The sequence below is a fragment of the Bradyrhizobium sp. Ec3.3 genome, assembly GCF_000472925.1.
Taxonomy (GTDB): Bacteria; Pseudomonadota; Alphaproteobacteria; order Rhizobiales; family Xanthobacteraceae; genus Bradyrhizobium.
The window spans coordinates 1-13,289 of sequence record NZ_AXAS01000063.1 but is presented as its reverse complement, the minus strand read 5'-3'; the positions used below and the strand labels follow the sequence as shown (position 1 = coordinate 13,289).

Below are 13,289 nucleotides of genomic sequence, written 5' to 3'. Positions count from 1 at the left end.
CTTGCTGGCGCTCGTTGTCTCTCTCAATCGAGGCGCGCAATCGGGGTGATTGCGCGCCGCCTCCGGTTCCGATTCTCAATAAAATAGGCTACGCCCGAAGGACGGCGCAAGTCAGGGAGGAGCCTCCGATGCAGGAAGAAGACCGCTCCTGATATAACTGTCGAACTTCCACAGCCGACGGCTGGCTCAGTATGTCGCCCTTCCGCCCGACAAGTCGAAAACTGCACCGGTTGAGAATGAGCATTCATCTGAGGCGAGCCATGCGACCAGTGCGGCAACCTCGTCCGGCCTGCCGGCGCGTCCGAGCGGGATCTTGGCCAGCACACTGCGGTAGGCGTCATCCGACATCTGCTTGACGAGATCGGTAGCGATCACCGCAGGGGCAACCGCATTGACCCGGACTTCCGTCGCAGCCAATTCCTTGCCGAGTGATTTCGTCAGCGCGATCACGCCAGCCTTAGCCGAGGAGTATCCGGTCATGCCGGCATTGCCTTCCTTGCCGGCGATCGAGGCGAGATTGACGATGCGACCGGCGTTCTGCCGTCGCATCGGAGCGATCGCTGCCTTGCAGCAGAGGAAGGTGCTGGTGAGGTTCACATCGAGCACACGCCGCCATTCGGCAAGGCTGTACTGCTCAATGTTGACGGTTGGGCCGGTGATACCCGCGGCGTTGACGAGGACATCGATGCGGCCGAACTGCTCCAACAGGCGCGCCATGGCGCCGTTGACAGCCGCCTCGTCGGTCAGATCGATTCGATCGTCGGCAGCATTGGCGAGATCCCAGACGACAACGGTCGCGCCAGCGGCAGCGAGCCGCATGCGAACAGCCTGGCCGATGCCGCCGCAGCCGCCGGAAATGATCACAACACGTCCTTTAAACTCGCTCATGCGTTCGCCTTTCCGGTTGTCACGTCTGCGACGATCCTGCGGGCTGCGGCCAGCGCGCGTCGTCCCCATTCCTCGGCACCAATCTTCGGAAGCGATTCATCGTTTGGAATCTCGAGACTGAGTGGAAGATCGTCCGGCAGCGCACGGACGATCCCGCCAAGATCGATGCCACCGTCGCCCGGCAGAAGCCGGGCGCAGCGCGCGGTTTGGATCAGCTCGTCATTGCTGGCGGGGATGCCTGCGGGTGCATCGCAGAGCTGGGCCTAGCTCAGCAAGCGGCGCGGCAGGCTCGCAATATCGTCGAGGCTGGTCGCGGAGCGTGCGGCATGCAGTACGTCAATCAGCACCCGTCCGTTCGGCTCATTCGCGCTGGTCACAATCCGCAAAGCTGCCGTCGCGTTCTTGACTGCGGTCCACGGCGTGAATTCGAGATCGGCGGTGAGGCCGTGAGGCGCTGCGGCGCGGTAGAATTTTGCGAACCATTCCGTCAGGCGCGCTTCGTCCGGATCGTCACCGGCGATGAGGATCGCGCGCGCCTTCAGCGTGCCCGCCGTTTCGAGGAAGGCGGCGAAGCGATTTGGCTCGAAATCAGCAGCCAGGCGCGCGGTCTCGACGTCGAACACCGCACACCCGTGTCGTCGATGCGGCGGATGGTTTCGCGCAGCATGGCGGCATCTGTAGTGAGCGGCGAGAAGTCGCCGCCGGGCGCGGCGGGCGCGATGCGAGCCCCGATCGCCTGGTAGCCGAGCTAAACGGCCGTAATCGAACTCCGTTACTCGTCGTGGGTAGCCGGCAAAGCTTCCATCCTGGAATTCGTTCTTGTTGGCGATATCGCCGCGATTGTTTTGCCAGGCCACCCCTGCCTTGATGTAGGCCAGCGTTTGGCCCTGCGGGCCAAAAGCGTAGCCGACACGAGCGGTCCCTGTGACAAAAACGTTCGGACCTGCATTGCAGGTAGCGATCACAACATTGCCTGAGAAAGCAAGGCAGCTGTTTGTGCCATCGGAAACAGCACGGCTCGCGTCTAATTCGGCACCGAAAACCCACCCGTTCGTTTGCCAATTGTAGCCGATCTGCCCTCCGGCCAGGAACGCAGGCGTCTTGACGATGTCGCCATCGATTAACGGGCCGTAGGGGTCACTGAAGGATGTGCGGCCATAGCCACCGCCGCCGTGCACGCCGATATAGCCTCCGGTCCAGCTCCACAGTGCTGGCGGGACTTTCATCGCCGGCTCCAGATCTGCCGAATAAGTGACACCGCATCCCACGAGTGCAACTGTTGCGGCACCCCACGAAAGGAATCCAGATCCCATATCACCCTCGAACACCCGACGCTCGCGCCATCGGCAACGCAGCTCGAACGGCTGACGTCGTGGCGTCACTTCCGCGCTGCTTGTGGTGTGCAGGATCTAGGCCAGCGGCTGCGATGCGCATCCCGGCTTTTTTTCGATGGCGATGTTGTCTACCAGACAAGGCCTGTGGTGGTAGGAACAAGCCGCACGTCTGTGGTCGAACCCAAACGCACGCTGTAGGCCCGCACCGCTGGTCGCTCGCGGGGGCGCAACAGCGCATGTGCGTCCCCAGACCGTTGAGCACCTGGTCCTCTCGAGCGCAATGAAACGTAGCGGACAGCACCCCAGGACGAGCCCATATGGTGCGTCGGTCTTCCAATGTCACTCTCGTCAGAGACGCTGGGTGCGCCGACGGACGATTTGAACGCGAAAGCCAATTCAGATTCGACGCAAGGAAAGCTTAAGGCTCTCGCGCTTTCTCCCTCATAACGAGATAACCTGAATCATCAACAGTGTGCCGGCTTCCACGTCGAGGCAAGCTCTAGTATGCCCGTCAGGCCACATTCTGCGACGATGCTGTCGTGCCAACCTGGCTCGGAGCGCCCGCGGCATGCATGGGACTGGCCTCAAGGCGCTCCTTCAGGTTATTCAAACAGTCCTCCGCATAGGATTGCGCCTGCGAGACCGTCAAGTCGACCGCGGCATTCGCGGCCCGTTCAATTAGTTCTTTCGCTAGCCCCTCGCGCATCGCGATCTTGACTTCGGGCCCAGCGATACAGCCCACCGCCTGCGCCGCGACACTGAGGCCCGGCTACTTCCAGCGCCTGCTTCATATTGCCCCCGCTAATGGCGGAGATAAGCGTGGAGCGCTTCCACACATGCATCCGCGTTCTTGTTATTGTTCCTTTTGTGGGGCGGAACGACTGTGAGATCGGCTTGGCGATAGAACGGCGTTCTCTGCGCTACAATCTTCTCGAAGCGCTCCTTCTTGATAGCTGACCCGTTGGAGCTCTCGGCGACATAGCTATCCTCCGCCTTGTCGGTCCGCAGCAACGGACGGCTAATGTCTCTTGCCAGGCGCTTCCATATCTCGTCTCGGTTGGTGTCGATCCAGATCGACACCGCCTTGTCCAGCACGAGGCGCCGCGTTTCCTCGCGCTCGAATGCCCCACCGCCGGTTGCGAGGACCACGTTACCTTTCTCCACGCACTGCGCGATCAGGCTTGCCTCGCGCTCCCTGAACCACTGCATGCCTTTGTCTTTGGCACCGAAGATTTCCGTTATCGACATGCGCGTCTCCTTCTCGATCTTTTTGTCGGAGTCGATAAAGGCCAGCCCCAGTCGCCTCGCGAGAGCTGCGCCGATGGAGGACTTACCGGCGGCCGGCAGGCCGACGAGCACAATCGGCTGCACGCCGAGTGCCGCAACAACTTCTTTTGCAGTCTGAGACATCTTTGGCGTGCTTATTCGTGCAGCGGCTCGCAATCCGAACGCCGCGTCGACGCCACGTGCATCCGACCCTTCGATATGCCAGTGAGGGAAGTCCTTGACGCCGTAGGGGATCGCCACCTGACTGCAGACCTTTCTCGCGCGCTCTGCCAGCAATTCCGCCTTAGATTGCTCGAGAGCAGCTCCACTCGCCTGTCGCCGCAACCTGTCGTGCTCCTTGTAGGTATCGTGATTATCTAGCTTGGCCTGATAGCTGTCTGGCGTATGGAATTCGATCTCGAAGCGGTAACCGCCGGGGGTGGCGAGCACAGTCTTTATGCCGACGAAAGTTGGATCTCGCATCCTGAACCAGTTAGTGGTGCGGATTTCGGCGTAGCCCAACTCGTATAACGTAAGCATGGTCTTCTTGAAGGCGCCCGCAAGATCCTTGTCGGGGATTTCGAAGACATAGCGGACGGCGCTGCTGATCAGCTGGGTGCTGCCGTCGGACTTAACCGTGGCTCCGGTCAGCTCGTCTGTCATGGAGGTTTTCGATCTCAAGCGGTCACGGAAATGCGGCAGACTCACCTGGATATCCGCTTGCCTGAGCATCTCGGCGACCTGGAATGCCGTTGCTGTAATCTCCCTCTCTTCTGCCGCGGCCCTGGCAAATTCGGCCTTTGCGCGCTCCGTGGCCTCCTCGCGGGTCAACGTGGTCGTCATGCCGGAATCCTCGGCCGTCAGGTTCCGACTGAATGGTTTGGGCAGGATGTGGTTTTCAACGGCGAGGTTGATCGAGACTTCCATGATTGAAGCTGCCAGCGTGGGATTGTCCTTTAGCGACTCCAACGTCGCGTCGACATCGAATCTTCCCTGGTTTAGCGTCGCCGCCGTGCTCTTGATGTAGGGCACGGTTTTCAAGCCTGGCATCTGGTGCAGAAGTCGCTGAAGCTGTTGGCTTTTCTTCATAAAGACGCGGGCGCCAGTATCGGACTTATAGGCGTCGGTCCCGATCTTTATCCCGAGGCTTAGGAGATTCTTTGCACTCTCTATGAGATCATCCGGATCGTAACCATCCGGTCGTGGATAGATGCGCGCAGGGTAATGGTCGAGCACAGCCTGGACACGATCCCGTGGATGGGCAGTAGTCACATAGGCCTCCGCCACATTTGGGAAGAGCTCAGAGAGCGCTTGGCTTACCGTCGCGGTTCGGTCGCTCACGCTTTCGATCGTTTCGGGCGGGATCTGCCCATTCGCACTCCCAGCCCACGCTTCCAGGTCGGCCGCGAGCAACTCGGAGATCTCACGAGCGACTGGATGCTCTGCGACCTCGATCTCGTGCATCGCCCTTTCAAGCTTGCTCTGGATATCCTCGCCGCTCGCCTGTTCTTGATTAAGCAAGAGGCGGATGTCTCGCGTGAGCTCGTGATGAAAGCCCTCATAGATGCCAAAGATGGCCCGCTCGGCAAACCAGCGCCGTGCTTCATGCGATTGAGCCAAAAAGGTGCGCTGCAGGCAACTGTAGATTCCCAAGACATCCTTCGTGGCAGCAAGAATCTGGTTGGCGCGACTAAATTGGTACCTACCGTCCTCGATCGCCGGCGTATGCGACTTTGGCGGCTTAAGCGAGTGAAATCCGCGAGCTTGCTCCGCGTCATCGAATTGCCGGACGTGCTCATAAAGCCGCGGCTGGTCGGCGATGATAGTGACCGTATCGCCGTCGAAGTCGCCGTCGAGCTTTTTCTGTTCATCAGGCGGGACGGCAACCAGGGACCCCGGAGCGAAGATCTCAGTGGCCTGGAGAATGCCGACACAATCGAGCGAGGTGTCCGCCGTTACGCGATCCTTGCGCTTGGTCCAGCCCGAGTGGGACTTGACGTCCTCGGCTGACATCACCAGGCCACGACCTCGATAGTTCGCCGGCCACATCTCATCCGGCACCACGATCAGAATGCCTTTGGCGAAAAAGGTCGGATCGTCGGCCGCCAGTTGCTCCCCTGACTTCTCCGCGACATTGAAGCTGTATTGCATGGCCACGCACTTGTCGAGGAACACAGCCGTCGGGTCGCCGTCAACTGATGACTTGACTTTTTCGGCAGCGAACGGCCGCAGATTGGGTTTGTCATAGGGGGAACGGCCGATCAGCACGCTAGCCCTCCCGGCCAACGTGTCGCTCTTGAGCTTAGGCACATGAAGATGGCCATCATCGGATGGCACGGCGACCGCGCCGGGCCCCTCGATGTGTCCAGCCGTCACGGTGCGAAACAGCTGTTCGGACGTCAGTTCCTGCTCTCGTCTGCTCGCAAGCCAGTTCGCAGCCTTCTCTCGCACCTCTTGCGCCACCTGCTCGCTGCGCGGATAGTGTTGCAGCGCCGAGGCGGGCAGCGACGATCTCCGTCCCTCACCAAAAGCAGGCACCCGATCGGAAGCTTCCTGCTGGCCAGCCCGGCGAACAGCTAGCATACGCTCGGCCAGCGATGCCCTGATGAACCCGCAGCCGTCATGCGGTCGCAAAGCTATCGGCCCATCCGGTCCAGACAGCTTGAAGGGATGTTCCTCGCCAGTACGGCGGTCCGGCAGCAGTGACAACTTGAAGCTGCCCTCCAGCGCGTAGTCATGAGGGCCTAGATCTTTGATAGCAGGTGGCGCCGCAAATCCCCTGCGCTGAGTGTAATAATATGCCTCTTTGAACGGGGACCAGGCGCGTGACAGCTGCTCGAACGCCGTCCCAGGCGCGGTCTCGGCATACGGAATGGCAAGCAGCTTTCCCCCAGAAGTGGTGGCCCCCGCGTCGCCCGGAGCGCGGGCGGCAATCTGAGACAGGGTTTGTTTCGGCCCTTTTAACTTGCTTCCGCCGAATAGGTCCATTCGATATGGCACACCATCGATGGTGAGCGTCCGGGCTAACAAGAATGTGCTCGGCTTTCCCGGCAGTTGAACCGCGACGACCGGCAAGGCCCCCGAGGTCAGGCGATGAAAAATCGAATACCGCGTCTCGGGCTCCGTGGCTAGTCGTCGCCCCTGCATGTCAACGACCGGCAACTTCACGAGTCCAGCTTGCCCCTGTGGGGGCCTGGGCTCATGGTCCATCTCTGTCAACAGCGCGTGCACGTCGAAGCTGGACGCAGGATGTTGGGCGTGGACCGCGGCCACGTTGTGTAACATGAACGTGTCTAGCGCATCGAGCGGCTCGTCCGCTTCGAGCTCTGCGATCAGGTTCCAACTCATGTGGGAGAGATCGCCTTCAATAAGGCTGCGCGCGCTGGCCAGGATCTCCTTGGACTTGCGCTCAAGCTCCTGCCGCCTCATCTGCAAGTCAGACTTTTTGCCCTCGACATACGGCCGCTTGAACAATTCCTGTACGATCGTCCGGGCCTTTAGCACTTGATAGATCGAGAGAGCGGGACGGCGGCTCGCGACGGGCCCACGGGCCCGCTCGGCCCTGCCAGCATTGAGATGCGCCTCGATCTTGCGCTCCACGATCGGTTGCAAGTCGTTCAGCAAATTGAGAGCCTGCCTGCGGTGCCAGCGCAACTGTTTCTGTTGGCTGCGCGCTAGCGGCAGCAGAGCTGCAGAAACATGGCCCATAGTTTCGAGGTTATTCTCGGCGGCGAAATCAGGATGAGAACGTAATTCGTTGAGCCGATTCAATCCAATCGATGCAAGCGAATCGAGATCATCGATTAGTCGGACCTTAGCCAGAGCCTTAAGAATGGTAGCGATGGCCAGAACATCTGCCCGCTCCAGCCGATCACTCGCATACTGCAGATAATGAGACAGCTGGTGTAGCCGATCCTTCAGCAGACTGGTTTCCGCAATCTCGCCGCTGTCCTCGCCCGTCATGAAACTTCGCGCCAGAGCATTAGCAATGATGCTGAGCTCAGGCGTCGTGAAAGCGCTGAATCGTTGCACTCCCCGGCCAAGTCCGCGCGCGATGTCCACTATGACTTGCCGGCACGCCGCCTCTTCCGACCATTTGCTGAAGTCGTTGATCAGGCTTGCAATGTGCTGCGGAATGAAATCAGAGAGCCGGTCGTTATCGCGGATCTCACGGGCGATTGCGATCGTGGCTTGAGCACAAGATTCCTCTTCCGGCCACTTGCTGAACCCGTTCACTAGGTTCGCCAGCTCCTGTCCGTTAAATTGAGAGAGCCTGTCGCTCCCACGAACATCGCGCGCGATTGCGACAGCGGCTTGACGACAGTCAACCTCTTCCGGCCACTTGCTGAAGCTGTTTACCAGATTCCCGCGGTCCTGCTGACTACAACCCGAGAGCTGGCGTCCAAGGACTTCGCGGGCGATAGCGACCGTGGCTTGGCCTGCGTCCACGTCTTCCGGACACTTGCTGAAGGCATTCGCCAGGTTTGCTAGATGCTGATCGGTAAAATCGGAGAAGGAACCCTCGGGATCGGCGCGGCGGCGAACGATATCACCTGCGATGGCAGTTATTGCTTGGCGGCTGACCGTCTCTTTCGGCCACTTGCTGAAACCGTTCGCCAGGTTTGCCAACTCCTGATGAGTGAAATCAGAGAGTTCGGCGCGGCCAAGGATCTCATCGGCGATCGCGATTGTGGCTTCGCGACAGGTCGCCTCATCGGACCACTTGCTGAACCCGTTCACCAAGTTTGCCAGTCCGTGCGGCGTTAAACCAGAAACTCTGGTGGCAGCGCGGCCGGAACCAGTGATCTCCTTCGCTATCGCGACTGCAGCACGAGAACAAGTCGGCTCTTCCGGCCACTTGCTGAAACCGTTAACCAAGTTAGCCAGTTGCCGGTTGGAAAAACCGGAGACCCGGTTGGCACAGCGGCTGGGATCAAAGATCTCGCGTGCTATCGCGACTGCGCCTTGTCGACAGTTCGCATCTTTTGGCCATTTGCTGAAGCCGTTCACTAAGCTCGCTAGGTGCTGGGGATCAAAAGCAGCGAGCCGGCCGTCGTCGGGAAGTTCACAGGCGATTGCAACTGTGGCTTGGAGGCAGGACGCCTCTTTCGGCCACTTACTGAAAGCGTTCACGAGGTTCGCAGAGTTCTGCGGAATAGCATGGGAGAGCAGGTTAGCGCCATGAATCACCTGCTCGGCAATCGCGATCGTAGCCTTCCGACACCCGGCCTCTTCCGGCCACTTGCTGAAGCTGTTTGCCAGGGTTGCGAGTTCTCGCGCGGGGAAATTGGATAGCCCAGTGGCTTCACGGGCACGAGCACGAATCTCTTTGGCGATCGTGACTGCGGCATCAATGGTGGCCTCCTCATTCGGCCATTTGCTAAAGCCGTTCACCAAGTTTGCCAGTCCCAACGGAAGAAGACCAGAGAGCCTTCGGCCGTCGCGAATCTCTCTGGCGATGGCAACGGTTGCTCGGCGACAGTTCTCCTCCTTCGGCCACTTGCTGAAACCGTTCACCAGGTTCGCCAGGTGCTGCTCGTTGTGGTCAGAGAGCTCCGCACGATGGGCAACGACCACACCGGCGATCGCGACCGTGCCTTCGCGACAGATATCCTCTGCCGGCCATTTGCTGAACCCATTTGCAAGCAACGATAGGCTCTGGCTCTTCAGGTCCCAAAGCGCTCCACTTTCATCGCGATAAAATTCGGCGATTCTCATCGTTGCATTGCGGCATGTCTTCGACTCTGGGTGACGACCAAACGATGAAGCGAAGAGCGAAGGCGCCCTAGGATCAAGCTTCTTGATCTGCGCGTCATCAAGTTCTAACACCCGAGCTGCCATGGCCTTACAAGCCTTTATACCTGCTTCACCTCCAGCCTCTCGGCTCACCGCGTTACATGTCGTGGCGTACCCCCATGTCCTTCGCCTGCGGACATCGTCCTCCCAGACGTGAACAAATTCCCTCTCGAAATGGGTGGCGGCTCTTTGCAGAAAGGCTGCAAGGCCCGGCATCCTCAGCTGCTTGGGATGGCCCTGCTTCGTGTGATCCACCACAGCAGTTGAGAATGTATAGAAGTCGTGAGCGCGACAGGCGCGATCGATGGTGTCGATCGCTTCACGGAGCTTCGCTTCGTCTGGTCCTGCACGTCTATGTGCTTCCGAGGTTAGGCCATGCAAGCTCTGCGCGGTCACCTCGTCGATGCGCCGCTTCGCTGCTCTCTCGCTCAGCACGGCCGCGCATTGCTTACCGCGTGGGAACCCAATTTGCGAGCTTCGGGGTGCTCGATCACTTTGCAGAGTTTCGCCGTCCGCACGCGCGGAGGTCGCCCCCCGATTTAGCACGTGAGGATAAGAACCATAAGACCGCTGGTCGGCGCTCTCCATGGCCACATCGCTGATACGCGACGCTTCGGATCCAGCCTCTAGGTAGGGCAAGGATCGGCCATATCGTTCAGTTGTGTCAATCTGCGCGTTCCCAGTCCCCTGGTCGACACGCCACTGATCATCGCCCAAACGCTGCGAGTTTGCTTCCCGAGCCGGCGCACTGGAGTGTTGAAGATCAGAGCGCACGCGCTCCACGACAGACAAGAACGATCGGCCTCGAGCTGCCCCCACTAATTCATCGCGCACACTTTCCGCCCGCTGGGTACGTTCAGCTTCTTCCGAGATGTCCGACCGCCCACGGTCGCTAATGCGCTTCAATATCCATCTCCTATGCAGCCGAGAATGTTAGCAATAGTGGTTGTTGTACCATGCGTGGCGACGCGCTGTTTCCGGCGAACAATCAGTGACATGAGCCCCGAGCAGGTTACGGCGCAAGCGAAAGCGAACGGTTCAGTGGTGATGTCCAACAAGCCGGGTGAGCCGCAGAGTCCGCAAGATTTCTGGCCTCTGCTCCGACATCCTTTTCGGCACCGATGCCGCAGCCGGCCCCCTATAAACGTCGGAGTAAAAGACCGTCGAGGGATCTGCCTCGAATTTGAACGAGCTACTCGTAAGGCCACTATGGAATACTCATTGACCTGCAACTTGTTCGCCGCGACGCCCGGCGACGTAAACCTGGGTAGACCGCTGAGTTAGATAAGAAGAGATCGGCGCAGCCGCCTCACTGAGGACAACACTCGCCGACGTTAGTAATGCGATAAGGCGGGTGTCCCCGGCCCTCCATGGCGGGCCGGTACTTAGATAGGCGAGCTGACAGCAAGCTGACGAAGTCACCGCGAAACGCGCCACCCAATATCTGGTCTTCATGGCCCTGGGCGGCGGAAGAGCTGATCCAGGACTGATCTTCGCTACTGCCGCTTCCATCAAACAACTACGGGAGTCCCGGAACGAAATCAGCAAGTGCAAGGTTGCCGTACACTGCTAGGCTTGGCAGGAAAGATGGACGACAGAATTAGGTTCCTCCTCGTATTTGGTGTAAGTTGACGGATTCACGGGAAGCGCGAATAAGGTCATAAGGTCGGAATCGCAGTCGACGCTCGTGATTCGCCCTTGTTCCCTGCCTTCCGTCCGTTCGTCTTCCCGAGGTTTCGATTGTCCAGATCCTTGCCCAGAGCAATAAGGTGATGCTCGTGGCTCGGACGAAGACAGCGGTCTTCGTTCTGCCCCTGTTGCGGCTGCCAGATGGGCCGCGTCCACAGCCATTACGCGCGACGCTTAGCTGATCTGCCGCGGCAAGATCGGGGCCGTCGAGATCCGGCTTCACGCGCGACGCTTTCGATGCACGAATTCGCAATGCCTGCGTCAGATATTCGCTGAGCGGTTGCCGGAAACGGCGCGACCGAAAGCAAGGCGAACGTCCCGTCTCTGCGACAGGCAACAGGCGATCGGCTTCGCGATCGGCGGGGAGCCGGGTGCACGTTTGTCGGACAAACTTGGTATGCCGGCCAGCGGCGACACGCTGGTGTGGATGATCCACGCAACCGAGTTCAAGCCGCCTGAGCCGCCGCGCGTGATCGGCATCGATGACTGGGCCTGGCGCAAGGGGCAACGCTACGGGACCATCATCTGCGATCTAGAGCGGCATCGCGTCATCGATCTTTTACCGAACCGAAATGCCAATGCGATCGCGTCTTGGCTGGGAGGCCATCCAGGCATCGAAGTTATCGTGCGCGATCGTGCCGGCATTTATTCTAAGGGCGCCCGTCGTGGTGCTCCCGATGCAACACAGGTCGCTGACCGTTTTCATCTTCTCCAAAATCTGGGTGAAGCGCTGCATTCGGCAGTTAGTCGTCATCGCAAGACGGTCGATACCGCAGGAAAGGCCACGATCGCCGACATCGTCGAAGACGATAAAACCAAGCTCGAACCACCGATAGAGCCTTCTACAAAACTTCATCAGCTGCGCAGCACGCGGCGCAGCCATCGCCGTTCACTCTATGCCGAAATCCTCGACTTGCACGCCGACGGCCTGTCGTCGCGCGGGATCGCGCCGCGGATCGGCATGAGCGGGGGTCCGATCGGCTCATGTCGTGTGATCCAGCCTGCCTGGCGACTGCGCCGCTAACTGGATGTCCCATCCATACAATCGATTTTACCAATCCCACGAAATGAGGGTAGAAAACGTCAGTTTATTTAAATTGAACTCGGGCATATCCGGATGGCTATCGATCGTTGCTGTTAATCTCAGCTTCCATGCGTATCGAGGACGTCATGGTCGTGGTTTTCGCGATTGAGGGCAGGATGAGCGATTGGCCGAGCGGCACCCTAATCAATCGGAACGGGCCAGAACTGTGGCGGATCCCGGCTCCTTATCTAGGGCGCCTAACGAGCGCGCTGACGCCGGCAGACGCTGCAGCGTGTATCTGACGTTTGACGACGGCCCTAGTCTGCTTTTTTACACCGGATGGTTGTCTTAGATGTGCTGGCCGAACAGCTGGTGTGGCCGACTTTTTGTGTCATCAGCCCCTATGCCGCAAACCATCCAAGGCTACTCAACAAATGATTGCAGAAAGTTATGAGATCGCCAAATCACACCATGAGTCATCCGGACGTCTCCAGATGCGAGCCCGCTACCGCGAAACGCAGGGACCATGAGCCTGCTAACGTTACCGTCGTTGATGCGATCTCGAGTTGTCGCAAGCAATATTATCTAAGGAAGATGTAAATGACCCGCCCTACATCGCCGCCCGAGCCATTTGTAATCCTGGCAATGCCGAGGACCGGCACCCATTATCTTGAAGCGTTACTGAATGAGCATCCGAACGTGTTGAGCAACGGTGAGCTGCTCAATACATTTGATACGAATTGGCACGATAAGGATCGTTCGTTGCGGAGCGATCGCGAGCTTCTCGAGCTTGCGTATCTGCGCTATCCGACGCGAAGCGATAAGCCTAAGCTGACGCATGTTGGTTGCAAGATCAACGAACCACAGTTTCACGATCGTTCCGGTGTTTTTGCCGAGCTGGTTCGTTGGCCACGCCTGAAAGTCATCCTCGTGCTTCGGAGAAACACTATGGAATCGCTTCGATCGCTGGTGCAAGCAAGGCAGAGTGGCCAATGGCTGAAGTTCAGTTCTGACGGCGAGGCGGCACCGCCGCCGCGCGTTACATTGTCAATCGCCGACTGCGAGGCCTATTTCAAGGCCGCCGACGATTTCCATGCCCGAGTTGCTCAGTCCTTCGCGTCGACCGGNATGCTCGTGATCGAGTATGAAAGGCTACTTCACCAACCAAGCGCCTGCNTGGCAACGGTTTGGGCGTTCCTGGGGGTCCCAGCGCTTCAGCTGTCTGGTAGCGCCATGCTTCAGCGCCAAGAAACGCGACCGCTAGACCAAACCGTACAGAACTTTCATGAGCT

Annotated in this window: 6 protein-coding genes; 3 read left to right on the top strand and 3 right to left on the bottom strand. The window is 59.1% G+C overall.

What is annotated here, in order from left to right; genetic code table 11:
- Positions 1-186: 186 nt before the first annotated feature.
- The 3 genes from YUU_RS0138140 to xopAD all read right to left on the bottom strand — a co-directional run bounded on the left by YUU_RS0138140 (position 187) and on the right by xopAD (position 10,190).
- Positions 187-888: an SDR family NAD(P)-dependent oxidoreductase gene (locus YUU_RS0138140; RefSeq protein WP_027527034.1), complete on the bottom strand. Its 702-nt coding sequence runs from the start codon at positions 886-888 to the stop codon at positions 187-189.
- Between the two features lie 263 nt (positions 889-1,151).
- Positions 1,152-2,216 carry an outer membrane beta-barrel protein gene (locus YUU_RS61675; protein ID WP_245288230.1) on the bottom strand — a complete coding sequence of 355 codons (1,065 nt, stop codon included), beginning with the start codon at positions 2,214-2,216 and terminating at the stop codon, positions 1,152-1,154.
- A gap of 807 nt (positions 2,217-3,023) precedes the next feature.
- Positions 3,024-10,190 carry a XopAD/skwp family type III secretion system effector gene (xopAD, locus tag YUU_RS53055; RefSeq protein WP_371260553.1) on the bottom strand — a complete coding sequence of 2,389 codons (7,167 nt, stop codon included), beginning with the start codon at positions 10,188-10,190 and terminating at the stop codon, positions 3,024-3,026.
- Positions 10,191-11,151: 961 nt separating this feature from the next.
- On the opposite strand from xopAD, the gene YUU_RS53050 reads away from it, so the two are divergent.
- From YUU_RS53050 to YUU_RS0138110, 3 genes are all read left to right on the top strand, one after another.
- Complete coding sequence (locus tag YUU_RS53050) at positions 11,152-11,997, top strand: ISL3 family transposase (RefSeq protein WP_210164184.1); 846 nt, start codon at positions 11,152-11,154, stop codon at positions 11,995-11,997.
- Between the two features lie 128 nt (positions 11,998-12,125).
- On the top strand, positions 12,126-12,299 hold the full coding sequence (locus YUU_RS62920) for a hypothetical protein (RefSeq protein WP_084801738.1): 174 nt from the start codon (positions 12,126-12,128) through the stop codon (positions 12,297-12,299).
- 298 nt (positions 12,300-12,597) lie between these two features.
- Positions 12,598-13,289 (top strand): sulfotransferase (locus YUU_RS0138110; RefSeq protein WP_027527032.1); only part of this gene is annotated, 692 nt, incomplete at its 3' end.

Bases quoted from the DNA above. Each gene is read 5' to 3' on its own strand.
- YUU_RS0138140 (WP_027527034.1), bottom strand. From the start codon at position 888: ATGAGCGAGTTTAAAGGACGTGTTGTGATCATTTCCGGCGGCTGCGGC.
- YUU_RS62920 (WP_084801738.1), top strand. From the start codon at position 12,126: ATGCGTATCGAGGACGTCATGGTCGTGGTTTTCGCGATTGAGGGCAGG.